This is a genomic window from Arthrobacter sp. LT660 (assembly GCF_056172845.1).
On record NZ_CM149651.1, the window covers coordinates 668,604 to 691,887 of the forward strand.

General features: G+C 68.5%; 20 protein-coding genes. 4 read left to right on the forward strand and 16 right to left on the reverse strand.

Annotation, left to right across the window (positions count from 1 at the left end; translation table 11 throughout):
- Nucleotides 1-60: 60 nt before the first annotated feature.
- The 12 genes from AC0QSG_RS03100 to AC0QSG_RS03155 form a co-directional block, all read right to left on the reverse strand.
- Complete coding sequence (locus tag AC0QSG_RS03100; protein WP_435726201.1) at nucleotides 61-564, reverse strand: tetratricopeptide repeat protein; 504 nt, start codon at nucleotides 562-564, stop codon at nucleotides 61-63.
- The gene (gene aroB / locus AC0QSG_RS03105) at nucleotides 561-1,652 is read right to left on the reverse strand and encodes a 3-dehydroquinate synthase (protein ID WP_475376621.1); all 1,092 of its coding nucleotides are present in this window, start codon (nucleotides 1,650-1,652) and stop codon (nucleotides 561-563) included. The genes AC0QSG_RS03100 and aroB overlap by 4 nt, the downstream gene beginning before the upstream one ends.
- Complete coding sequence (locus AC0QSG_RS03110) at nucleotides 1,652-2,179, reverse strand: shikimate kinase (RefSeq protein WP_435726203.1); 528 nt, start codon at nucleotides 2,177-2,179, stop codon at nucleotides 1,652-1,654. The genes aroB and AC0QSG_RS03110 overlap by 1 nt, the downstream gene beginning before the upstream one ends.
- Complete coding sequence (aroC, locus tag AC0QSG_RS03115; protein WP_435726204.1) at nucleotides 2,179-3,378, reverse strand: chorismate synthase; 1,200 nt, start codon at nucleotides 3,376-3,378, stop codon at nucleotides 2,179-2,181. The genes AC0QSG_RS03110 and aroC overlap by 1 nt, the downstream gene beginning before the upstream one ends.
- Before the next feature lie 26 nt (nucleotides 3,379-3,404).
- Nucleotides 3,405-4,271 carry a shikimate dehydrogenase gene (locus AC0QSG_RS03120; protein ID WP_435726205.1) on the reverse strand — a complete coding sequence of 289 codons (867 nt, stop codon included), beginning with the start codon at nucleotides 4,269-4,271 and terminating at the stop codon, nucleotides 3,405-3,407.
- A complete protein-coding gene (mltG, locus tag AC0QSG_RS03125) occupies nucleotides 4,268-5,698 on the reverse strand; it encodes an endolytic transglycosylase MltG (RefSeq protein WP_475376622.1) in 1,431 nt (476 codons plus the stop codon). The genes AC0QSG_RS03120 and mltG overlap by 4 nt, the downstream gene beginning before the upstream one ends.
- Nucleotides 5,699-5,711: 13 nt before the next feature.
- On the reverse strand, nucleotides 5,712-6,176 hold the full coding sequence (gene ruvX / locus AC0QSG_RS03130) for a Holliday junction resolvase RuvX (RefSeq protein ID WP_475376623.1): 465 nt from the start codon (nucleotides 6,174-6,176) through the stop codon (nucleotides 5,712-5,714).
- Nucleotides 6,177-6,232: 56 nt separating this feature from the next.
- Nucleotides 6,233-8,914 carry an alanine--tRNA ligase gene (gene alaS, locus AC0QSG_RS03135; protein ID WP_475376624.1) on the reverse strand — a complete coding sequence of 894 codons (2,682 nt, stop codon included), beginning with the start codon at nucleotides 8,912-8,914 and terminating at the stop codon, nucleotides 6,233-6,235.
- 57 nt (nucleotides 8,915-8,971) lie between these two features.
- Entirely contained in the window at nucleotides 8,972-9,232 is a 261-nt protein-coding gene (locus AC0QSG_RS03140) for a hypothetical protein (protein WP_435726208.1), read from the reverse strand.
- Nucleotides 9,233-9,249: 17 nt separating this feature from the next.
- Nucleotides 9,250-9,621 carry a DUF948 domain-containing protein gene (locus AC0QSG_RS03145; RefSeq protein ID WP_435726209.1) on the reverse strand — a complete coding sequence of 124 codons (372 nt, stop codon included), beginning with the start codon at nucleotides 9,619-9,621 and terminating at the stop codon, nucleotides 9,250-9,252.
- Between the two features lie 135 nt (nucleotides 9,622-9,756).
- Complete coding sequence (rpsD, locus tag AC0QSG_RS03150) at nucleotides 9,757-10,383, reverse strand: 30S ribosomal protein S4 (RefSeq protein WP_435726210.1); 627 nt, start codon at nucleotides 10,381-10,383, stop codon at nucleotides 9,757-9,759.
- Nucleotides 10,384-10,554: 171 nt separating this feature from the next.
- Complete coding sequence (locus AC0QSG_RS03155; protein WP_475376625.1) at nucleotides 10,555-11,949, reverse strand: replication-associated recombination protein A; 1,395 nt, start codon at nucleotides 11,947-11,949, stop codon at nucleotides 10,555-10,557.
- Nucleotides 11,950-12,062: 113 nt separating this feature from the next.
- Between AC0QSG_RS03155 and dtd the strand changes: the two genes are divergently transcribed.
- Nucleotides 12,063-12,500 carry a D-aminoacyl-tRNA deacylase gene (gene dtd / locus AC0QSG_RS03160; RefSeq protein ID WP_475376626.1) on the forward strand — a complete coding sequence of 146 codons (438 nt, stop codon included), beginning with the start codon at nucleotides 12,063-12,065 and terminating at the stop codon, nucleotides 12,498-12,500.
- A gap of 73 nt (nucleotides 12,501-12,573) precedes the next feature.
- On the opposite strand, the gene AC0QSG_RS03165 is transcribed toward dtd, so the two are convergent.
- Nucleotides 12,574-14,007 (reverse strand): HNH endonuclease signature motif containing protein, encoded by a 1,434-nt coding sequence (locus AC0QSG_RS03165; protein ID WP_475376627.1) that lies wholly within the window; start codon nucleotides 14,005-14,007, stop codon nucleotides 12,574-12,576.
- A 102-nt stretch (nucleotides 14,008-14,109) separates the two neighbouring features.
- On the opposite strand from AC0QSG_RS03165, the gene AC0QSG_RS03170 reads away from it, so the two are divergent.
- Nucleotides 14,110-15,357 (forward strand): IS256 family transposase, encoded by a 1,248-nt coding sequence (locus AC0QSG_RS03170; RefSeq protein ID WP_475375259.1) that lies wholly within the window; start codon nucleotides 14,110-14,112, stop codon nucleotides 15,355-15,357.
- Here the strand turns inward: AC0QSG_RS03170 and AC0QSG_RS03175 are convergent.
- Together AC0QSG_RS03175 and aspS are read right to left on the reverse strand one after the other, a co-directional pair.
- Nucleotides 15,314-16,303, reverse strand: coding sequence for a DUF222 domain-containing protein (locus AC0QSG_RS03175; protein WP_475376628.1), 990 nt, complete (start codon nucleotides 16,301-16,303; stop codon nucleotides 15,314-15,316). The two genes, AC0QSG_RS03170 and AC0QSG_RS03175, sit on opposite strands and share 44 nt — an antisense overlap.
- Before the next feature lie 446 nt (nucleotides 16,304-16,749).
- Nucleotides 16,750-18,570, reverse strand: coding sequence for an aspartate--tRNA ligase (aspS, locus tag AC0QSG_RS03180; RefSeq protein WP_475376629.1), 1,821 nt, complete (start codon nucleotides 18,568-18,570; stop codon nucleotides 16,750-16,752).
- A gap of 193 nt (nucleotides 18,571-18,763) precedes the next feature.
- On the opposite strand from aspS, the gene AC0QSG_RS03185 reads away from it, so the two are divergent.
- Nucleotides 18,764-19,996 (forward strand): APC family permease, encoded by a 1,233-nt coding sequence (locus tag AC0QSG_RS03185; RefSeq protein WP_475376630.1) that lies wholly within the window; start codon nucleotides 18,764-18,766, stop codon nucleotides 19,994-19,996.
- A 38-nt stretch (nucleotides 19,997-20,034) separates the two neighbouring features.
- On the opposite strand, the gene hisS is transcribed toward AC0QSG_RS03185, so the two are convergent.
- Nucleotides 20,035-21,378, reverse strand: a complete 1,344-nt coding sequence (hisS, locus tag AC0QSG_RS03190; RefSeq protein ID WP_475376631.1) for a histidine--tRNA ligase — start codon at nucleotides 21,376-21,378, stop codon at nucleotides 20,035-20,037.
- A 225-nt stretch (nucleotides 21,379-21,603) separates the two neighbouring features.
- Between hisS and AC0QSG_RS03195 the strand changes: the two genes are divergently transcribed.
- Nucleotides 21,604-23,262, forward strand: coding sequence for a DUF349 domain-containing protein (locus AC0QSG_RS03195; protein WP_475376632.1), 1,659 nt, complete (start codon nucleotides 21,604-21,606; stop codon nucleotides 23,260-23,262).
- Nucleotides 23,263-23,284 lie beyond the last annotated feature (22 nt).

The window sequence follows — 23,284 nt, forward strand, 5'->3', positions numbered from 1 at the left end:
CTGGCGTTCGGCCTCGCCACAGACGGCGGAGGGCAGATTGTCAAAAAACCATCTACAAGTCTACCGCACGGTGGCGGCGCGGCTCTCGGCCGCCTCGAGGGAACGCCGGGCAAGTTCGATTCGGCGGGGAAGGGCGCCGGCCTCGGTGTGGAGCGCGAGCGCCGTGCGGAACCGCTGGATTGCGGCGCGCGGATCGCCCGCGGTGTACTGCAGGATGCCGAGGTACTGGTGGAGCATGGCCTCGTGTCCGGTGCCCCCGAACTCCTCCAGAAGCTTTCGCAACCGCCGGATGGCGCGATCCGTGTCGCCGGACGCGCGGATGACGTCGGCGTCCAGCATGCGCATTCGGATGTTGCTCGGGTCGGCCAGGCGCGTCTCGGCCACGACCTCGGCGGCCGCATGGTGGTCGCCACGGGCTATCAGCACGACGACCTTGTCGCAGGGATCATCGCCCGCCAGCAGTCCGTCGGCGAGTTCCTCGTCGACGACCCGCGGCAGGAGCGTCTCCGGATCGCGGCCGATGCCGGGGACGTTGGTCTCGATCCAATCCGTGCCGCCGCTCACTCGGCGATCTCCTGGTAGGCGGCGAAAAGCAGGGAGGTATCGGGGACCTCCAGGATGCCGGGCTTGGCAAGGCCGTCGAGGACCACGAAGCGCAGCAGGTCCCCGCGGGCCTTCTTGTCGCGGCGCATGCCGTCCAACAACGCGGCCCAACGGTCCCTGCGGTAGGCCACCGGCAGGCCCAGGGAGCCCAGCACCGACTTGTGCCGGTCGGCTAGTTCATCCGGAATGCGTCCAACCGACCGCGCCAGTTCGGCCGCGAACACCAGTCCGATCGAAACGGCGGCGCCGTGCCGCATCGAATAGCGCTCGGCTAGTTCGATCGAGTGGCCCAGGGTGTGGCCGTAGTTCAGGAACTCCCGGCGGCCGGACTCCTTGAGGTCCTCGGACACCACCTCAGCCTTCACCCGCACGGCGCGTTCGATGATTTCGCGCAGTTCGGCGGTCCCGGCCGTGGCCGCTGCCGCCGGATTCGTCTCGATGATGTCCAGGATGGCGGGATCCGCGATGAAGCCGCACTTGACCGCCTCGGCCAGACCGGTGACGAGTTCGTTCTTCGGCAGGGTATCCAGGGTATCCAGGTCCGCCAGCACCGCGGCCGGGGGGTGGAAGGCACCCACGAGGTTCTTACCCTCGGCCGTGTTGATGCCCGTCTTGCCCCCGACGGCCGCGTCGACCATGCCCAGGAGGCTGGTGGGAATGTGCACCACCTTGACGCCCCGGAGCCAGGTGGCGGCCACGAACCCCGCGAGGTCCGTTACCGCTCCCCCGCCGACGGCGACGATCGCGTCCGACCGCGTGAAGTCGTTCTGCCCCAACACCTGCCAACAGAAGGAGGCAACCTGGATGTGCTTGCCTTCCTCGGCGTCCGGGATCTCGGCGGTGAGGGCCTGGAAGCCCGCCGAATCGAGTTCGGCCTTGACGGTGTCGCCCGTGGCGCGCAGGGCGCGCGGGTGAACGACAAGCACCTTGCGCACGCGCTCCCCGAGAATCTCCGGCAGCCTACCCAGCAGCGCATTGCCGATGACCACGTCGTAGTTCGCCGCCGGCGTCGTTCCGGTGACGGCGATCGTCGTCGCTGTGGTGTTCATCAGGGTTTGCCTCCGTGCTCTGCGGTGCGACGCCGGTAGACGTCGCCAATGGTCGTGGCGATCTGCGCCGGGGTACCGGCGCGCGCGTCCACCGTCAGGCGGGCGCATTCGCGGTAAAACGGTTCGCGGGCGGTGAAGATCTCGGTCCAGCGAGCCAGCGGATCTCCCGCCAGGAGCGGACGCGCCCCGGCATGGCGGATCCGGGGGCCCACGGTGGCGATGTCCGTCTCGAGGTACACCGTGAAGCGCTCGGCGAGCAGGACGCGGTTTTCGGCGTCCAACACGGCGCCCCCGCCGGTGGCCACGACGGCATCCCCCGCCTCGGCGGCCTTCCGCAAGGCCTCGGATTCGGCGGCGCGGAAGGCGGCCTCTCCGCCCGCGGCAAAGATGCCGGGGATGGGGCCGTGGGCGGATTCGACTTCGGCGTCCGTATCGATGAAGCGCACCCGCAGTTGTCGGGAAAGCTCTCGCGCGATCGCGGTTTTTCCGGTGGCCATGGGGCCGACCAGGAAGATCCCACCGCGCATTACGGGCGAACCGTCCCCAATGACTCGGGGATGGCGGCGAGGTACGCGTCCACGTTGCGGCGGGTTTCGGCGACGGAATCGCCGCCGAACTTCTCCAGGACCGCCTGGGCGAGTACCAGTGCCACCATGGCCTCGGCGACCACGCCCGCGGCCGGGACCGCACAGACGTCGGAGCGCTGGTGGTGCGCCTTCGCCTCGTCGCCACTGACGACGTCGATGGTCCGCAACGCGCGGGGCACGGTGGCGATGGGTTTCATGGCGGCACGGACCCGCAGGACCTGGCCGATGCTCATGCCACCCTCGATGCCGCCGGCGCGGTTGGTGGCCCGCTCGATGACGCCGTCTCCGGCGCGGACGATTTCGTCGTGGGCGGCCGAACCGCGGCGGGCGGCCGTGAGGAAACCGTCGCCGACCTCGACTCCCTTGATCGCTTGGATGCCCATGAGCGCGGCCGCGAGGCGGGCGTCGAGCCGCCGGTCCCAGTGAACGTAGGAGCCCAATCCGGGCGGAAGATTGTAGGCGAGGACTTCGACGACCCCTCCGAGGGTCTCGCCTTCCTTGTGGGCGGAGTCGACCTCGCTGACCATCGCGTTGGACGTCTCGCGGTCGAAGCAGCGCAGCGGGTCGTTGTCCAGTGCGACGACGTCGGACGGGCCGGGAAGGTCCGACCCCTCGGGCACGGAAACGGTGCCGACGGACACGGTGTGGCTGACCAAGCGGATGTCCAGTGTCTCCAGGAACGAAGCCGCGATGGTTCCCAGCGCCACGCGGGCCGCCGTCTCGCGGGCACTGGCGCGCTCAAGGACGGGGCGGGCGTCGTCGAACCCGTACTTCTGCATGCCGGTGAAATCGGCGTGGCCGGGTCGGGGACGCGTCAGGGGCGCGTTACGGGCCAGATCCTCCAGGATCTCGGGATCCACGGGATCGGCGGACATGACCTGCTCCCACTTGGGCCACTCCGTGTTTCCGACCTCCACGGCGACCGGGCCGCCCTGGGTGAGTCCATGGCGCACGCCACCGACGAACGTCACCTGGTCACGCTCGAACTTCATCCGGGCGCCACGGCCGTAGCCCAGGCGCCGCCGGGCGAGCGCGTCGCCCACGGCGTCCGTGGTGATGGGTACGCCCGCGGGCAGTCCCTCAAGAATTCCTACCAAGGCGGGCCCATGGGATTCGCCCGCCGTCAACCAACGCAACATGACCTCCATACTGCCACGACGCGGGCCTACCGAACGGGACGGGCTACGCCCACTGCGTCACACATCACGTTTGTGACTTGCTTCCGCTGGTCCTCCGTGCCGCCCGAAAAGAGCCTGACCTGCTCGACGGCCTGGTGGACCAGCATCGACAATCCCCCGGCGGTTCGCCCGCCGGCTTTCGACCAGGCCTCGGCGAGTTTGGTGGGCCAAGGGTCGTAAACGACGTCCAACAGTGCGGCATCCGGCCGTATGGCATCCACCCGGAGGTCCGCGAGAAGCCCGTCGGCCGCGCCTGCGGGAAGGGTGGAGACGACGGCGTCGTACTCCCCCATCCGAGCGCCGGCGGACGGCGCGTCGAGTGCGCGTGCCTCGAGGCCGAAGCTCCGGGCCAGCTCGACGCACTCGGCGGCGCGCGCGGCGGAGCGGACCACGAAGTCCACTCCGTGCGCGCCGAGAAGGTGCGCCGCGGCGGTCGCGGCGGTGGCCGTACCTCCGGCACCCAGGATGGCGATACGTCCGGGCGACGTCAGCCCCAGGTCGGCGAGGGCGCGGACCACTCCGTCGACATCGGTATTCTCCCCGTGGAGCCGAACGCCGTCGGGTCCGCCGTCCACCACGATGGTGTTGAGCGTGCCGAGCCGGGAGACGCGCTCGGACACGGAGTCCATGAAGGGGACCAGTGCGCGCTTGAGAGGCATGGTTACCGAGGCGCCCAACCAGCCCGGTTCCGAGCGAAGCATGGCCGACAGCGTGGGGGCGTCCTCCTGCCCGGCCTCCACGGCCGAATAGGAGATGTCGAGGCCGAGGGATGCATACGCAGCACCATGCAGCGCCGGTGATTTCGAATGTCCGATGGGCTGCCCGAAGACCGCGGCGCGTCCGCTTGGGGTCACTTGCAGATGTCCGGGTTGGCCGAGCACCATGTGCGGAACTCCGCCTGGTTCTTGCGGTGCTCAGCGTACGTTTCGGCGAATTTCGTCTCTCCGGTGGTGGTGTCAACCGTGACCCAGTAGTAGAACTTGTTGTCCTCCGGGTCGACGGAGGCCTCGATCGCGGAATTCGCGGGTGATCCAATGGGTGTGGGCGGCAGGCCCGGATGCACGTAGGTGTTGTACTCGTTGTCCCGGTCCTCCTTCTCGGCGGTGGTGAACTGCAGCGAGTACCGCCCGAGCCCGTAGATGACGGCGGAGTCGACCTGCAGCAGGCCTCCCGTTTCGCGGTTGTCCGGCGCGAGCCTGTTCTCGAGGGCTCCGGCGACGGTCCGATAGTCGTCGGGCCTGGCCTCCGCCTGCAGGATACTGGCGATCTTGAGGACGCGATACTGCTCCTCCGCGTCCGTGACTCCCTGGGTCTCGAGTTCCCCGACCGTGGCGTCGACCATCAGCTGCAAGATGCCCTTGGCGTCGGTTTCGAGAGGGAAACGGTATTCGCCGGGGTGGAGGTAGCCCTCCAGCGTGGCGACGGGATCCGCTAGCCCGAACTCCTTGGGCTGTCTGTTCAGGCCCTCGAGGTCTTCGATCGGAATGCCGGTGGCTCTATTGATTTCCTCGAAGACGGCGTCGGTGCGGACGTTTTGCTTGATGGCCACATAGTGCACCTTCTCGCCCGCGGTGCCGACCATGATGGTGGCGGCATCCAAGGCGGGCATCTTGAACTTCAGGGCATACTCGCCGGGATGGATTTCCTTCTCCGCGGCATCCACCTCCTGGATGGCCTCGAGGAACCTTTGCCGGGACGAAACGATGCCCTCTTCCTCCAGCTCACGCCCGATCTGGAGAGGCCCCCACCCCTGCTCCACGGTGAAATTCACGTCGCCCTCGCCCGGTCCGGCGAAGTCCTCCGGCTCGCCGGGACCCAACAGGCTCTGCAGAAACAGGACCATGGCGGTGACCAGCACGGCGAAGACGCCCAAAACGATCAACATCGCGATGTTGCGCCGACGCCGACGACGTTTCCTGATGGACGGCTTCGCGCCTCCGGTGGGGAGGAAACCGTCGTTGAGGGGGTCGTCCTGGACTTCGACGTCGTTCGCCTCGGAGTCGTATTCCGGACGGACATCCGCGTGCGCGTCTTCGTCGGCGGGCGCGTCCGCAGCGGCCCTTCGGGCCGGGGGCGCCGCGCGCCGTTCGGTCTCGGGCCGCCCCGCCGCCGCGGGCTCGTGGGCGGACCGGTCATCCAGGGGCGCCGTGGGTTCGCCACGGCGGCGCCCGGTTCGCAGACGCCGGAACGGCGGGCCCTGACCCGGTTCCACGGGCCCGGAAGTAGACTCCCGCGCGGGCCTGGGGGCCCGGTCGGGGTACTCGGGGTGATTCTCGTTCACCGGTAGCCGTCCTTTAGATGTCGTCCGTCGCCGGACGTGCTTCGATCTCAACAGCGATCCCCACGTCCCGCTGAAGTGCTTTTTGCATGTTTAGCGCATGTTGCAGGATATCCGCTGCGGCCACCTGGTCAACAACTTGTCGATGTTTTCGACCATCGAGCCCCGCGTCCCGCAGCGACCTGTGGGCCGAAACCGTCGTCAAACGCTCGTCCACCAGACGCACCTCCGCCTGGGAACCGGACGCGCGCAAACGCACCAGCAGGGTCCGCGCATAGTCGCGCGCCATGGCCGTCGACTGGGTTTCCCCGCCCGAAAGCGACTGTGGCAGTCCGACGAACACCTCTATGACGGAGCGCTCAACGGCCAGGTCCGTCAGCAGGCGGATGTCGGTGTTCCGTTTGGAATCGCGCTTGAGCGTGCGCAACGGCGTCGCCAACATCCCGTCGGGATCGCAGACGGAGACGCCGACCCGCGCCATTCCGACGTCGACGCCCAGTCGGACGCCACGCCGGAACGCGGCCGCGGGCGGGGTGTTCAGGACCGCTCCGAGATCTGTCGAACCACTGCTGCCAGCGCGTCGTCGATTTTTGCGGCATCCTGTCCGCCACCCTGTGCGACGTCGTCCTTGCCGCCACCGCCGCCGCCGAGGATCCCCGCCGCGGTGCGGACCAAAGCGCCGGCCTTGACACCTGCGGCGCGTGCGGCATCGTTCGTGGCAACGAGAATCAGCGGACGCGAGTTGGAGACGCCGGCGATGGCGACGGCTGCCGCCGACGACCCCAGGCGCCCTCGCAGGTCCAGCGCCAGCGACCGGAGGTCGTCGGCGGAGGCAACCGCTCCGGCGTCGTGCGCCAAAACCCGGATGCCGGCGACGTCTGCCGCATTGGCGAGCAGGTTGCCGGCGCGTGCCGCGAGTTGTTCCTTGCGCAGCTTCTCCAGTTCCTTCTCCGCGGCGCGGAGCTTGGCGACGGTGGCCTGAACGCGATCGGAAAGCTGGTTGGAGGGCACGCGGAACATTTCGGAAAGCTCGGTGACCAGCGCGCGCTCGGCGGCACCGTGCCGGAAGGCCTCCATGCCAACGAGCGCCTCGACGCGGCGGTTGCCGGAGCCGACGGACTGCTCACCCAACAACGTCAGGGTGCCGATTTGCGCGGTGCCCTCCACGTGCGTGCCACCGCAGAGCTCGCGCGACCAGGCGCCGTCGATCTCGACGACCCTGACCTCTCGGCCGTACTTCTCGCCGAAAAGGCTCATGGCGCCGAGCGTCTTGGCCTCGTCAAGGGGCATGGTGCGCGTGAGGACGGAATGGTTGTTCCGGATGGCGAGGTTGGACACCTCTTCGATCTCGCTGCGCGCCGCGGCACTGATGCCCTCGCCCCAGGAGAAGTCGAAGCGCAGGTAGCCGGCCTTGTTGAACGATCCGCTCTGTAGCGCCTCGGGACCGAGGATCTGGTGCAGCGCGGCGTGCACGATGTGAGTCCCGGAGTGGGCCTGCTCACCCGCGCGGCGGCGCTGCCGGTCGACCTCCGCCAGGACGCGGGCATCGGACGGCAGTTCGCCTTCGCGGACCACGGCCCGGTGGACGCTCAACCCCCGGATGGGTGACTGCACGTCAAGCACCTCCAGCACGAAGCCGTCGCCGGTGACGAGGCCGACGTCGGCCGCCTGGCCACCCGCCTCGGCGTAGAAGGGTGTCTCGTCGAGGACCAGCTCGATCTCCTCGCCCTGCGCGGCGAACGGCACGAGCTCGCCCGACCGGATGATGCCGCGCACGCTCGATTCGGTGGTGAGCTCGTCGTAGCCGGTGAACCGGGTGCCGCCGTCGGCGTTGAGCTCGCCGAAGACCGTCAGGTCGGCGTGGCCGGCCTTCTTCTGGCGCGAATCCTTCTGTGCGCGCTGGCGCTGCTCGAGCATGAGGGCCCTGAAGCGTGATTCGTCCACGGCCAGGCCGGCCTCGCCGGCGATCTCCAGCGTGAGGTCGATCGGGAACCCGTAGGTGTCGTGCAAGGCGAACGCGTCTTCGCCGGAAAGCGCCCGTCCGGCGGTCTTGGAGGCGGACACTGCGTCCTCGAGACGGGCCGTGCCGCTGGCGATGGTGCGTAGGAACGCCTTTTCCTCCGCGTAGGCGATCCGCGAGATGCGCGCGAAGTCGGATTCGACCTCGGGGTAGACGCCCTTCATGGCGTCCCGCGAGACGGGCAGTAGCTCGGGCAGGACCGCCGTGTCCACGCCAAGCAGGCGCATGGCCCGCACCGCGCGGCGGATCAGGCGGCGCAGAACGTAACCGCGACCTTCGTTCGAGGGCGTGACACCGTCGGAAATCAGCATTAGCGAGGAACGAATGTGGTCGGCGACGACGCGCAGGCGGACGTCGTCCGTGTGGTGGGGGTCTGCCGGATCCTCGGTGGAGGTGTATTCCCGTCCGGCGAGTTGGGCCGCCCTGTCCAGGACCGGACGCACCTGGTCCGTCTCGTACATGTTCTCGACGCCTTGCAGGATCATGGCCAACCGCTCGAGGCCCAATCCGGTGTCGATGTTCTTCTTCGGCAGCTCGCCGAGGATCTCGAAATCGTCCTTGCCGGTACCCTCGCCGCGCTGGTACTGCATGAACACGAGGTTCCAGATCTCGATGTAGCGCGTGTCGTCGGCCTCGGGACCACCCTCGATGCCGTATTCCGGTCCGCGGTCGTAGAAGATCTCGGAGCAGGGGCCCGCGGGTCCGGGTTGTCCGGTGGACCAGTAGTTGTCCGCCTTGCCCATTTTCTGGATGCGGTCCGCGGGGACGCCGATCACGTCTCGCCAGATGGCCAGGGCCTCGTCGTCCTCGTGGTAGACGGTGACCCACAGGCGGTCCGCCGGCAGCCCGAAGCCGCCGGTCTCGACCGGGCTCGTCAGGAGTTCCCACGCGTAGCCGATGGCGCCTTCCTTGAAGTAGTCGCCGAAGGAGAAGTTGCCTGCCATCTGGAAGAACGTGCCGTGGCGGACGGTCTTTCCGACCTCGTCGATATCGCCGGTACGGATGCATTTCTGGATGCTCGTGGCGCGATCGTAGGGGGCCTCCTCGCGCGCCGTGAGGTACGGGATGAAGGGAACCATTCCGGCGACCGTGAACAGCAGCGACGGGTCGCTGGAAATCAGCGAGGCGCTTGGCACGGCGGTGTGGTCCTTGGCGACGAAGAAGTCCACCCACCGGCGGGCGATGTCCTGCGATTTCATGTGTCGTTGATCCCTTCGAGGAACTGAGAGTTGGGGTTGGCGCCCGGAATGCGGGTGCTAGTAGCGGCGTGCGGTCGCCGGGGAGGCCTGAGCCCCCTGGGCATCGGACGCGAGACCAAGCGCAGTACGCAATTCGGACTCGCGTCCGGACATCCCGTCGCGGAACGCCTCGCCGGTGGCGGCTAGCGAGTCGGCCAGGCGGCCCACGGCACGGTTCAGGCCGTCTTTGCTCGTGGCGGTGCGCACCTGGTTGATCTTGCCCACGGCCAAAACGCCGATGCCGATCCCGATGCCGACCCAGAAGATCTTCTTGATCATGTACGTACGTCGCCTTTCTAGCGGCTGCGGCGGCCCTTGCCGTCGGTGGTTGCGGATAGTGCGGCGCGTACGCCGTGGCTGAAGGCAGCCACCTTGATCAAGGGAGATCCGAGCGTGGACGCCACCAGGGAGGAAAGCGCGGTGATGTTCGCGGAGGCGTCCGAGACGTTGTTGGTAATGCCGTCGACCTTGCGCAATTGTGCGTTCGTGGTGGAGACGGTGGTCGTCACTTCCTCCAGCAGGGGGCTGGTGCCATCGGAGAGCTCGCGCACGGCGTGGCGCAACTCGTCGAATACCTTTCCCAACTTCCAGACGGGGATCGCCAGAAGGGCTACCAGCACGGCGAAGACTCCCGCGGCGATGAGGCCGGCGATGTCGGATCCGGTCATATGAACTGCTCCTCGTTTCGGTGCTAACAACGGTTCCCAACACTACCAACCGCGGTGCGAACCAAAGAGCCCACGGCCGGAAGGCCGCGGGCTCTTTGGTTCGATCGACGCACAGTCGACCCGGTGGGCCCGGGACTAGCGCGCGTAGTACTCGACGACGAGGTTCTCTTCGCAGGTCACGGGGACCTCCGAGCGCTTCGGGCGGCGCACGAGACGCGCCTGAAGCTTCTCCAGCGTGACGTCCAGGTAGCCCGGGACGGCGGGGAGAACATCGCGGTGGGCGCCGGCCGCGGCGACCTGGAAAGGCACCATGGTCTCGGAACGCTCGTGCACGTGGATTAGCTGACCCTCGGACACGCGGAACGACGGGCGGTCAACGCGCTGGCCGTCCACCACGATGTGGCGGTGCACGACGAGCTGGCGGGCCTGGGCAATGGTGCGGGCGAAGCCGGCACGCAGGACCAGGGCGTCTAGACGCATTTCCAACAGCTCGACCAGGTTCTCACCGGTCAGGCCGGCGGTGCGCTTGGCTTCCTCGAAGGCACGCGTCATCTGTGCCTCGCGGATGCCGTACTGGGCGCGCAGACGCTGCTTTTCGCGCAGACGCACCGCGTAGTCACTGTCCTGCTTCTTGCGGGCGCGTCCGTGCTGGCCGGGGCCATACGGGCGACGCTCCATGTACTTCTCTGCCTTGGGAGTCAAGGCGATGCCGAGGGCACGCGAAATGCGGACCTTGCGGCGGGCACGGGTGTTGTTAGCCACTGGTGTCCTTCTTTTCTGTCGGCGGCTGTGTTGAGTCTGGCCTCCATGATGGAGAGTGAGGGGAAGCCGCTTCCCTGTGTTCTACAGCGCGAACCCCCACACGCCGGAGCGCAACGCCCGAGGGCGCCAAAGGGGGACGGCTTGCCAGCCAAGGATCCATCCTACCATCGGCTATTTGCCGCGGACGATCCGCCGGATCTTCTCGAGGCGTTCGGCAATGGACCTTTCGGCCCCGTTGGCGGTCGGAGTGTAGTAGTCGCGTCCCACGAGGTCGTCCGGCACGTATTGCTGGCGCGCGATCCCGTGCGGCTCGTCGTGTGAATAGACATAGCCCTTTCCATGCCCGAGTTGGCCTGCCCCGGGGTAATGGGCGTCGCGCAGATGCGCTGGGATGCCTTGTCCCCTGCCAGCGCGAACGTCCGCGACTGCGGCGTTGATCCCGTTGTAGGCCGCGTTCGATTTGGGTGCCGTCGCGAGGTGCACGACGGCGTGGCCCAGGACGAGCCGGCCCTCGGGCATGCCGATCAGCTGGACCGCTTGGGCGGCCGCCACCGCAGTCTGGAGTGCGGTGGGGTCCGCCATGCCGATGTCTTCGGAGGCGCTGATCATCAGGCGGCGCGCGATGAAACGCGGGTCCTCCCCCGCCTCCAGCATCTTGGCCAGGTAGTGCAGCGCGGCATCGACGTCGGATCCGCGGATCGACTTGATGAATGCGCTAATGACGTCGTAGTGCTGGTCGCCCGCGCGGTCGTAGCGCTGGACGGCGGCGTCCATGGCCCGCTCGGCGTGGGAGGCGGTAACAGCGATGGTGCCCTCTGCGCCCTCGGCTTCTCCCCATGCGACGCCGGCTGCGGCCTCGAGCGCGGTGAGTGAGCGCCGCGCATCCCCACCAGAAAGCTTCACGAGGTGCTCGAGCGCGTCGTCGTCCAACCTTACGGTTCCGGCGAGTCCGCGCTCGTCCTCGACCGCGCGGAGCACGAGCGCGCGGATGTCCGGCTCCTCCAGAGGCTTCAGGGTGAGCAGTAGCGACCTGGACAGCAGGGGTGCGACGACGGAGAAGGAGGGGTTCTCTGTGGTCGCAGCGACGAGCACCACCCAACGGTTCTCGACTCCCGGCAACAGGGCGTCCTGCTGGGCCTTGTTGAAGCGGTGGATCTCGTCAAGGAAGAGGACGGTGGTCATGCCGTGCAGGTCGCGGTCGGACAGCGCCTGGTCCATGACCCGGCGCACATCCCTCACGCCGGCCGTGATCGCGGACAGCTCGACGAACTTGCGTCCCGCTCCGCGTGCGATCACATGGGCCAGCGTGGTCTTTCCCGTACCGGGGGGTCCCCACAGGATCAGGCTCGAAAGGCCCGCGGGACCGGTGGTCGCCGCACCGGCAAGCTGGTGGAGCGGGGAACCGGGCCTTAGTAAGTGGGACTGGCCCACAATCTCGTCCAAGGCACGGGGCCGCATCCGGACGGCCAGGGGCGCCCGAGGGCGGCGGGCGGTACCGCCGTCGGCTTGGTCGTCGCCGGACTGTTCCCCGTCGTCGTTCTCCTCGAGACTGAACAGATCATTCACGCCCACCAACCTACCGTCCACGGCGGGTGCACGCCGCGGGGTCTAGGACAGAGCTTCGAATAGGATCGTCCGGTCTGCGGCAACCGGGTGGGAGGAGCGAGAGGAACTGACACGTGAAAGCGGTATTGCAACGGGTGTCGAGTGCATCGGTGACGGTGGACGGGGCAACTGTGGGGCGGATCGATGTCGCTGGACTACTGGTGTTGTTGGGTGTCAATCGGAGTGACGGACCGGGCGAAGCTCTGAAACTGGCGGAGAAGGTCTGGCACCTGCGGATGCTCCAGGATGAGCAGTCGTGCCATTCGGCGGGTGCGCCCCTGCTGGTGGTCTCCCAGTTCACGCTCTACGGCGACGTTCGCAAGGCACGTCGACCATCGTGGACGATCGCGGCAGGCCGGGAGCAATCGGAACCCCTCTACGAGGAGTTTGTCCGCTGTCTGCGGATGCTCGGCGCGACCGTGGAGACTGGGGCCTTTGGCGAGATGATGGAGGTCTCACTCGTGAACAGCGGGCCCTTCACGCTCATCGTGGACACCGCGGACTTGCCCTAGTTCGAGCGCTTTGGTTCGCGTCGCTCGTCCCCGTTAACGGTTCTGATAGGGGCCGTGCTGAAACGACCGCGCGCTAAAATGGTGGTCCGTCGTCGTTGACGGCGCCGTTGGGTTGCCCGGGCCCCGGGTCCGGTTCTGGGTCCGGTGGTTGGGGTTGGCTGGTGTCGGTTTTTTGGCGGAGTTCGGCCAGTGATCGTCGCCAGGATTCTTCGGCTTCGGCTTCGGCTTGGTGCTCGGTTCGGATTCCGCCGTTGTGGGGGTCCGGGCCACGATCGCTTCGGCCGCCGGGCGGCGGCGGTGGTTTGGTGGTTTGCCAGGGGATTTCGGTGTCGGTGTTGTAGGTGAATCCGGCCGGCGAGGTGTGGGTGACGGAGCCGTTTCCGGTGGTGAGGGTTTGCCAGAGTCCGACGGTTTTCATCTTGTGGTGTTTGGGGCAGCGCGGGGCGAGGTTGTCCAGGTCGGTGGTTCCGCCGTCCTGCCATTCGGTGATGTGGTCGTTTTCGGAGTCCACGCGCGCGCAGCCGATGTGGGTGCAGTAGGGGTCCCGGGCGGTGAGCATCCGGCGCATCGGTTCGGTGGGTCGGTAGCGGGCCCGTCCCATGGCGACGATCGCGGTGCCGTCGGGGGAGGCGTAGAGCGTCGCCCACGTCGCGGCAAGCCGGGCCAGGTGCAGGGCGGCGGCGGGGTCGATCGGGCCGTATCCGGCCAGTTCGCACACCTCGGGACCGCCACCGGGAACCCCGCCGGATCCCGCACCGGGTCCCGCGCCGGGTTTGGCGCCGTCCGCCGGGTCGGCGTCTGCGGCCGCGGCGTCCGGATCGCCGGTCTCGGTGTCCGTGGTGGTTGTTTCGTTTGCCGTGGCCGGTCCGTCCGCGGTTTCGGCGTCCGGGGTCGTTTCAGACGCCCTGGCAGGGGCCATGACCGTGGCCGTGTCCGGACCGCTGTCCTGCGCCGGGCGGGTGCCCGCCGGGATGTCCGCGGCGCCACCCCCGCGGGTTCCTTCGGGCTCGTCGGCCGCCCCATCAGCCCCGCACGCCCCGACACCCCGCTCGTGGGCGACGGCAGCGCCGTCGGCGGCCCTGTCGCCGGCGGCGTCTGCGCCATGGACGGCCCCGCCGCCGGCAGCGTCCCTGCCCCCAAACGACGCTCCGTCCCTGCCGCCTCGATCGCCAGGCGGGGCCGTCCCGGCCGTGCGGTGGGGAGGAAAGCCGGTGGGGCGGCCAGCGCCGCCTCCGCCGACGGCGCCGGAGGGAGCGCCCGTGGCGTCCGCGCCGTCCGCGCCGTCCGCGTCGTCGGCGTCGTCGGTGGCGCCCGCGCTATCGGCGTTCCCGGCGTCGTCCGTGGCGTCCGTGGCGTCCATGGCGGCGAGGGTGGTTTCCAGGAGGGTGCCGGCGTCGCCGGTGAGGACGTCGTGCGGGAGCAGGACCATGATCTCGGCCTTGATGTTCGCCCACGTGTCCCCGTCCTCGGTGCCCAGCACCAGGGCGGCCAGGACGTCGGCGCGCAACTGGAGGGTGTTTCATTGTCTGTGTAAGGGTCCGGTCTCTAACTGGGGTGTGACCTGAGGTTTTACCCTGTGAAAGGACGGGCCGTTTTGGCCAAGAACACCATGATTGAGAATCCGTTGGATGGCGTTTTGAGCGCCGATCAGATCGACGCATTGGTGAGCGCCGCCGAGGACCTCGGTGAGGGCCGGCACGGGGTCGAGGAGCTGCTGTCCCGGATGACCAAGGCGGTCCTGGAACGGTCTTTGGAGACCGAGCTCAGCGACCACCTCGGCTACGAGTCCGGGGACCCCGCCGGAGCCGGGACGGGCAACTCCCGCAACGGAAAAACCACCAAGAGCGTGCAGACCCTGCAGGGCCCCTTGCAGATCACCGTGCCGCGGGACCGGAACAGCTCCTTCGAGCCGGTCATCGTCCCCAAGGGAGCCCGCCGGCTGGGCAAGGTCGAGGACATGGTCCTGTCCCTCTACGCCCGGGGGATGAGCACCCGCGATATCGGTTCCCATCTGGAGGAGATCTACGGATCGCGCGTCTCGGCCGCGACGATCTCCCGCGTCACCGACGTCATCGCCGACGAGATCACCCACTGGCAGTCCCGGCCCTTGGAGGAGGTCTACCCGATCGTCTATATCGACGCCATCTGGCTGAAGATCCGGGACGGCGGCGTCGTGGTCAACAAGGCCTGCCACGTGGCCGTGGGCGTTGATTTGGAGGGCCGCAAGCAGGTCCTGGGACTCTGGCTCGGCGCCTCGGAGGGGGCGAAGTTCTGGGCGAACGTCCTGACCGAAATCCGCAACCGCGGAACCCGCGACATCCTCATCCTGTGCTGCGACGGGCTGACCGGATTGCCGACCGCGGTCAACAGCGTCTACCCCGAAACCGTGGTCCAGACCTGCGTGGTCCACCTGCTGCGCACTGCCATGAAATACGCCTCCTACAAGGACCGTAAAACGATGGCCAGGGACATGCGCCCGATCTACACCGCAGCGACCGTGGAGGCAGCCCAGCTGGCCATGGAGCACTTCGCCGAGGCCTGGGGCACCAAGGCCCCCGGTGCGGTGCTGGCGTGGCGGAACGCGTGGGAGGACTTCACGCCGTTCCTGGCGTTCACCCCCGGGATCCGCAAGGTCATCTACACCACCAACCAGATCGAATCGATCAACTACCAGTTGCGCAAAATCACCAAAACCAGAGGTTCGTTCCCCTCGGACGAGGCCGCGATCAAACTGGTCTATCTGGGGATCCGCAACATCGAAACGACCAGGGGCGGAGAACTTGGAACCGGCACCGCCGGATGGCACCAAGCACTCAACGCATTCGCCATCCAATTCCCCAACAGACTCCCGATCTGACCACCTGGCAGACCGGATAACCGACCGGCCCCTTACACAGCAAACTTGACAGGCCCCGCAACTGCGCCATGGTCCGCTCCTCGCCCTGGACGCGGTGCAGGGTCGTGGCGATGCGTTGGATCCGGTCCATCATCGCCACCGCGTCCACCGCGTGGAGCTCGGCGTGCATCCGAGACATCCCGTCCGTTCCGGGTTCGACCCAGACCCCGCGCCGGCGCCCGGCGGCCTTCACCCGCTCCCGCAGCACCCCCGGACCCATCTTCGCCTGCACCCGCCGGGCCTTCTTCCCCAAATCCGCCGGGGTGCGTCCGGGGGCGAAGGCCAGCAGCTCGGCCTCCAGCCAGTCCCGCTGCGCCTCCATCAACTCCACCTCCGCCGCCACGTCCCGCCGGTACCGCTCCAGCACGGCCGGGTCCGCCCCGTTCCCCGGAGGGGGGACCGCGGCGGGCTGGACGGCCTCGCAGGCCTCCAGGATCACCCGCAGGTGCCCGAACCCCAGCTCCCCGTTCCCCAGCGCGGTAAGGGACGCCTTCCGGTGGGTGGTGAGCTCGATCGCGTGGGCGACGCGCGCCTGCATCGTCGCCTCGGACGTTCCGGTCGCCGGGGCCAGCTCGGTCGCCGCGGCCGCCGTCGCCCACCAATCCACCTTCGGGTCCGTCTCGGCGAACTCCGCGCGCAACCGCTCCGCCCACGGCCGGTAGACGCCCCGGGAGGTCCTGGCCAGTTCGGTGAGCTCCGCCAACCGCTCCCGGTGGACCGCCTCCACGGCCGCGGCCCGCAACCGCACCTCGTCCGCGTCCAACCCCGCACGCCGCCGGGCGCCCTCGCGGGTCAGCAACACCGCCTCCTCCAACGTCAGCGCCCCCGGATCCACCACCCGCAACCGCCCACCCACGAACAACGCATGCTCCGCCGACACGCCCTCCACCGCCTCGACCGGCTCCACCAGCCCCGTCCCCCCAGGCCCCCCGGCAGACCCCGAATGCCGGGCGGAACCGGAATCCGCGGAATCCGCCGCGCCACCCGCGGACCCGGTGGACGCGGAGCCTTCGGACCCGCCAGGGCCCGGGACCGCGCCCCGCGCGTCCCCCCGGCCACTCTCCGAATCCCGCGTCCCGTCCATACACCAGCACTAGAAAACAGATACGACAGAATAGACCTCAAGACACCATTTGGGGAAAAGAGATGCTAATTTCCCGCTCATTCGGGACCGTGGAGGAACACCCCCCCCCGCCCAGCGGACAGCAGCCCGTGCAGCCACACAAGCCGACTAGGCGGAGTCCACCCGCAAAGCATCGGGCCAGACAACCAGACACGCATCGGGGCGCGCACCGGTTGGTGCACGCCCCGACGTCGTACATGGACCGTCGAAAGCGGCCCCTCGCCATGCGGCTACTTGCCCGCGGCGACCTGGTCCTTGGCCTCGGAAGCCTCCGTCTTGCCGGCTTCCTTCTTCGGCTCGGGCTTGGAATCGACGCCGGCCTCCTTGCGCTGCTGCGGCGTGATCGGCGCAGGAGCGGCCGTCAGCGGGTCGAAGCCTCCGCCCGTCTTCGGGAACGCGATCACGTCGCGGATCGAGTCCGACCCGGTCATGAGCTGCACCACGCGGTCCCAGCCGAAGGCGATTCCGCCGTGCGGCGGCGCGCCGTACTTGAACCCCTCGAGCAGGAAGCCAAACTTCTCCTGAGCGGCCTGCTCCTCGATGCCCATCATCCGGAACACTCGCTCCTGGATGTCGGCCTGGTGGATACGGATCGATCCGCCGCCGATCTCGTTGCCGTTGCAGACGATGTCGTACGCGTACGCGAGTGCGTTCTCCGGATCCGTGTCGAACGTGTCCATGAACTCGGGCTTCGGTGACGTGAAGGCGTGGTGCACGGCGGTCCACTGGCCAGAACCCACAGCGACGTCGCCTGAAGCGACGGCGTCAGAGGCGGCCTCGAACAACGGCGCGTCCACGACCCACACGAACGCCCAGTCGCCGTCCTTGATGAGGCCGGTGCGGTGCCCGATCTCCACACGGACCGCGCCGAGGATCGCCCGCGACTCGTCGCGTGCCCCGGCGGCGAAGAAGATGCAGTCGCCCGGCTTCGCGCCGACCTCGGCGGCCAGGTTCTCGCGCTCGGAGTCGGACAGGTTCTTGGCGACCGGACCGGTCAGCGAGCCGTCCTCCTGGATGAGCACGTACGCCAGGCCCTTGGCGCCACGCTGCTTGGCGAACTCCTGCCAGGCATCCAGCGTGCGCCGCGGCTGGGATGCCCCACCGGGCATGACGACGGCGCCGACGTAGGCGGACTGGAACACGCGGAACGTCGTCTCCTTGAAGAACTCAGTCAGCTCCGTCAGTTCGAGACCAAAACGCAGGTCCGGCTTGTCCGAGCCGTAGCGGGCCATGGAATCGCGGTACGTGATGCGCTGGATCGGCGTCGGGATCTCCACGTCGATGAGCTGCCACAGCGCCTTGACAATGTTCTCGCCGAGGGCAATCACATCGTCCTGCTCGACGAACGAGGCCTCGATGTCCAGCTGCGTGAACTCCGGCTGGCGGTCCGCCCGGAAGTCCTCGTCGCGGTAGCAGCGGGCGATCTGGTAGTACTTCTCGAAGCCGCCGACCTGCAGCAGCTGCTTGAACAGCTGCGGGGACTGCGGCAGGGCGTACCAGGCGCCCGGGGACAACCGCGCCGGCACCAGGAAGTCGCGTGCGCCTTCCGGGGTGGAACGCGTCAGTGTGGGCGTCTCGATTTCCACGTAGCCCTCGCCGTGGAGGAGTTCGCGCGCCACGCGATTCGCCTCGGAACGCAGGCGGATGTTGGCGTTCGGTGTCGGGCGGCGCAAATCGAGATAGCGGTGCTTGAGGCGCGCCTCCTCGCCGACCTCGACGTGCTCGTCCACCTGGAACGGAAGCGGGGCGGCCGTGTTGAGCACGGTGACGTTCTCGGCGATGACCTCGACCTCGCCCGTGGCCAAAGCGGGGTTCTCGTTGCCGTCGGGCCGACGCTCGACGGTGCCGCTCACCTGCAGGACGAATTCGTTGCGCAGGTGGTGGAAATCGGCCTCGTCGCGCACCACGATCTGGGAGACGCCCGATGCGTCGCGCAGGTCGAGGAACGCGACCCCACCGTGGTCTCGGCGACGGGCGACCCAGCCTGCCAGGGTGACGGTTTGTCCAATGTGCTCGGCCCTGAGGGTACCCAGGTCGTGAGTGCGCAGCACTGCGGTCCTTTCGGAGGGGGTTGCGTCCGCATCCGGCTCTCGGCCGTCATGCGTGGCGTTGTGGTTAGATCAATCCTGAACGAGTTTACCGGTCGGCCGACGGCCGCCGGAATCAGGCACCCTTTCTCTCGAGGGGCCCTCGCTCCGCACCGCCGCCCAGCGCGGCCGCCTCGACGAGTACCCGGAGGAACCCATGGCGTCGCCCTCACGCCTGAAGCGTTCACTCGGCCTGTTCGACGCGACAACCCTCGGAATCGCCTCGATGGTCGGCGCCGGGGTGTTCGTCGTCCTCTCCCCCGCCGCCGCGCGGGCGGGCTCGATGCTGTGGGTTGCGCTCATGCTTGCGGCGGTCGTCGCGACGGCGAACGCCCTCGCGATTGCCGCACTGGCCACCGTCCACCCCTCGTCCGGCGGCGCCTACCTCTATGGTCGCGAACAACTTGGCCCATGGCCGGGGTTCCTTGCCGGCTGGGGGTTCGTCACCGGTAAGACGGCGTCCTGCGCCGCGATGGCGTACACGTTCGGCCTCTACGCCGCCCCGCGCTACGCGGTGCCGTTGGCGATCGGCGCGGTTACCGCCGTGACGGCCGTGAACCTTCGCGGCATCAACCGCACCGCAGGTGCCGCCCGCCTGTTGCTCGCTCCGGTCCTGGGGCTCCTGGCGTTCGTCGCCGTGGGTGCCCTGACCGGTACGGCTGCCGCGCCGGATGCGGCCGCCGGGGCTCCCCACGCGTGGGCGGTCCCCCAGGCTGCGGCGCTCCTCTTCTTCGCGTTCGCGGGCTACGCGCGCATCGCAACGCTCGGCGAGGAGGTGCGGGATCCGGAGCGGACCATCCCGCTGGCCATCGTGGGCGCCCTCGGCGCCACACTGGTGCTGTATGGCGTGTTGGCGGCGGGACTGGTGCACCTCCTCGGCTTGGAGGGATTGGCCGAGACGACGACGCCGGTGCGCGACGCCGTCGTGCGGCTCGGCGCCCCGGCGTGGATCGCGGCGGCGGGAGCGGCGCTGGCGGCTTTGGGGGCCCTGCTGGCGCTGGTCGCGGGCATTTCACGCACGGCGTTGGCGATGGCGCGCGGCGGCGACCTCCCGGTGGCCCTCGCTCGGGTGTCGACAAGGCATAGCGTTCCCTGGGTGGCTGAAGTCGCCGTGGCCGTCCTCGTCGCGCTGCTGGTGCTGGCCACCGACGTCACGACGATCATCGGCTTTTCCAGCTTCGGCGTGCTGGTCTACTACGCCGTGGCGAACGCCTCGGCCTGGACATTGCGGGAACGCCCCTGGTATTCCCCGCGGTGGCTGAATGCCGCCGGCGGAGCGGCGTGCCTGTTGCTGGCGGCGACGCTGCCTCCGGCCAGCGTCGCCACCATGCTGGGCGTGTTCGCCGTCGGGTGCGCGGGGCGCGCCGTGGCGCTGCGCACCCGACGGTAGGCGCCCGGGCGTCCAGGCTCGCCGGCGGGGACCCGCGCTTAGACCCGGTCCGCCGTCGTCATGCTCGGCGCCAGGTCGTCCGACGGCGGCATCCACGACGCGGGGTCGGCGGCAAGCTGTTCGCCGGAGCGGATGTCCTTGACTTCGTGGGTTCCGTCGACCGCGGTGAACCAGACGAACGGTATGCCGCGGCGGTCCGCGTACTTGATCTGCTTTCCGAATTTGTCCGCCGTGGCGGCGACCTCGACATTGATGCCGCGGGATCGCAGGGACGCCGCCACATCCTGCGCTGCGGGCCATGCGTCGTCGTTCGCCAGCGCCACCAGCACGGCGGTCGGCACGTCGCGGGAGGCCGCCGCGCCGTCGGCCAAGAGGCGCGAGACCAGGCGGCTGACGCCGATGGACAGGCCGACGCCCGGGAATGTCTTGTTCCCCTTGGAGGCCAGCGACTCGTAGCGGCCGCCCGAACAGATCGAACCGAGCTGTTCGCTGCCGACGAGGACCGTCTCGTAGACGGTCCCGGTGTAGTAGTCGAGCCCGCGGGCGATGCTCAGGTCCGCGACGACACGGCCCGGGGCACGTTCCGCGGCCGCGGAGATGACCTGGGAGAGCTCGTCGAGTCCCTCCTCCAGCAGTTCGTGCCGGACGCCGAGGGCGCGCACCCGATCGACGAACGAGGTGTCTTCGGTGCGGATCGCGGCCAGCGCGAAGGCCGACGCGGCCTGTTCGGGCGTGGCGCCCAGCTCCTCCCGAAGCAGGGCCGCGACCTTCTCGGGACCGATCTTTTCGAGTTTGTCGATGCTGCGCAGCACGCCGGCGGTGTCTTCGAGACCCAGGCCCCGGTAAAAGCCCTCGGCGAGTTTGCGGTTGTTCACGCGAACCGTGAAGTCGCCGATGGGCAGGGCGGACAGCGCCTCGGCGATCACCAGTGCCAACTCGACGTCATAGCGGAAGGGCAGGGTGCCGTCGCCGACCACGTCGATGTCAGCCTGCGTGAACTCGCGGAACCGGCCGTCCTGGGGGCGTTCCCCGCGCCAGACCTTCTGGATCTGGTAGCGGCGGAACGGGAAGGCCAGGTGGCCGGCGTTTTCGACCACGTAGCGGGCGAACGGCACGGTCAGGTCAAAATGGAGGGCGAGAGCATTGGGGTCAGCCTTAGCGGCTTCGGAGTCGTCCCCTTGCAGCCGGGAGAGCCCGTAGACCTCCTTGTCGATCTCGCCCTTGCGCAACAGCTGGCCCACGGTCTCGACGGCGCGGGTTTCGATGTTGCCGAACCCGTGCAGCTCGAAGGTGCGGCGCAGGGTGTCCAGGATATGGAGTTCCACCAGACGTTCGTTCGGCAGCCATTCGGGAAAACCAGACAGGGAGGCCTTGCGTGCCATGGGGTCGTAAACTCCTTCAAGATGTGGGGCCGGGTACTCTGCGGCGACCGCGGTCCGCCGGTAGGCGGGGGCGCCACGGCGACTGCCCCATTCTAGGTGGAGAGCGACGGCCTCGGCGACCGGCGGGTCGTGAACTACCTGTGGACGGGGCGACTCGGTAAAGTGCAGGTAGAACACGAGTTTTGGAGGCATTCCAGGACGGATCCGAGTGAAAGAGTTCCAGCGGTGACCACCAGTCAGCAATCCGACGACCACAACCAGTCCGCCCCCGTGACCGAAGGCCAGGCGGGCGCCTCCGCCGAGGCCGGACAGTCAGGAACGCAGGCACCCGAGGCGGTAAACCTGGAAGCGGAGGTTGCCGGGACGGAGGCTCCAGCCCAGGACTCGCCGGAACCGGCCGCAGAGGGCGGACCCGCCGCTGGGCCAGCGGCCGAGGTCACCGCTGAAGACGAAGCAACTGCTTCGGGCTCCGATGCCCCCACGCCGTCCCAGCTGGTTGTTCCGCGCCCCGCGCCGAGGTCGTCGATGACGCCTCGGCCCGGTTCCGGAGCGCCAATGCCCAAGGTCGCTGCACCGCATCCGCCAAAGGCCGCCGCGCCCACCGTGCCGGCACCGCCGTCGTACAACACCCCCTTGGAGGAGGCGGCGAAATTCGCCCGCGTGGCCGAGGACGGGCACGTGTTTGTTCTCATCGGTGGCGAGGAACACGCGGTGGGACAGTACCCGGACGCGACTCACGACGAGGCTCTGGCTTACTTCGTGCGTAAGCACGACGACGTCGTCAGCCAGCTGTTGCTGCTGGAGCAGCGCGTCGCGGCGAAGGCGCCGACGACCGACATGGCCAAGACGCTGGACCACCTGGCGGAAACAGTTGCCGAGCGGAAGATGGTCGGTGACCTCGTTGCGCTGGAGGCCCGCATCGCCGTCGTGCGCGAAGAGGTTGTGGAGCTGCACAAGGCCGAGCGAAGGGCCCACGAGGCACACCGCGCCGAGGAACTGGCTGCGCGCGAGGCGATTGTCGCCGAGGCCGAGGAGCTCGCCGGGCGCGATCCCGGGACCGTGCAGTGGAAGCAGGGCAGCAACCGCATGAACGAGCTGTTCGAGCTGTGGAAGGCCGCGCAGAAGAGCGGGTCCAGGTTGGGCCGCTCCACCGAGGACTCGCTCTGGAAGCGCTTCCGTGGTGCGCGCACCACGTTCGACCGTCACCGCCGCGCCTTCTTCTCCCAGCTGGACTCGGAGAACGCGGTGGCCAAGTCCACCAAAGAAGCCCTGATCGCGCGAGCCGAGGAACTTTCGACGTCCACGGAGTGGGGGCCGACCGCCGCGGAGTACCGTCGCCTCATGGACGACTGGAAGGCATCCAAGCGGGCCTCCCGCAAGGACGACGACGCCCTGTGGGCGCGTTTCCGCGCGGCGCAGGACGTGTTCTTCGATGCCCGTCAGTCAGCCAACCAGGCCCTTGACCAGGAATTCGAGGGCAACCTGGCGCTCAAGGAAGAGATCCTGGCCGAGGCCAAGGCGCTCTTGCCGATCAAGGACCTTGCGGCGGCGAAGAAGTCGCTCGAGTCCATCCGCGACCGGTGGGACGCGGCGGGCAAGGTGCCGCGTTCGGCGATGCAGCGCATGGACGGTGGCCTGCGTCGGGTGGAGGACGCCGTCCGCGCGGCGGAGGACGAGCAGTGGCAGCGGTCCAACCCGGAGACCAAGGCACGCAGCAACAGCATGCTGACGCAGCTCGAGGAAACGATCGACGCGCTCGAGGCGGATCTGGAGAAGGCCCGCGCCAAGGGCAACGACCGCAAGATCCGCGAGGCGGAGGAGGCCCTGGAGGCCCGCCGCGCGTGGCTGGAAACGCTGCGGAAGTCCGCGCAGGACTTCCAGTAGCCAGAGCACCAACAGGGGCCGG

Coding starts and splice junctions, on each gene's coding strand:
- aroB (WP_475376621.1), bottom strand. CDS start 1,652: ATGAACACCACAGCGACGACGATCGCCGTCACCGGAACGACGCCGGCG.
- AC0QSG_RS03110 (WP_435726203.1), bottom strand. CDS start 2,179: ATGCGCGGTGGGATCTTCCTGGTCGGCCCCATGGCCACCGGAAAAACC.
- aroC (WP_435726204.1), bottom strand. CDS start 3,378: ATGTTGCGTTGGTTGACGGCGGGCGAATCCCATGGGCCCGCCTTGGTA.
- ruvX (WP_475376623.1), bottom strand. CDS start 6,176: ATGGCGCGGGTCGGCGTCTCCGTCTGCGATCCCGACGGGATGTTGGCG.
- alaS (WP_475376624.1), bottom strand. CDS start 8,914: ATGAAATCGCAGGACATCGCCCGCCGGTGGGTGGACTTCTTCGTCGCC.
- AC0QSG_RS03140 (WP_435726208.1), bottom strand. CDS start 9,232: ATGATCAAGAAGATCTTCTGGGTCGGCATCGGGATCGGCATCGGCGTT.
- AC0QSG_RS03145 (WP_435726209.1), bottom strand. CDS start 9,621: ATGACCGGATCCGACATCGCCGGCCTCATCGCCGCGGGAGTCTTCGCC.
- AC0QSG_RS03170 (WP_475375259.1), top strand. CDS start 14,110: ATGATTGAGAATCCGTTGGATGGCGTTTTGAGCGCCGATCAGATCGAC.
- AC0QSG_RS03185 (WP_475376630.1), top strand. CDS start 18,764: ATGGCGTCGCCCTCACGCCTGAAGCGTTCACTCGGCCTGTTCGACGCG.
- hisS (WP_475376631.1), bottom strand. CDS start 21,378: ATGGCACGCAAGGCCTCCCTGTCTGGTTTTCCCGAATGGCTGCCGAAC.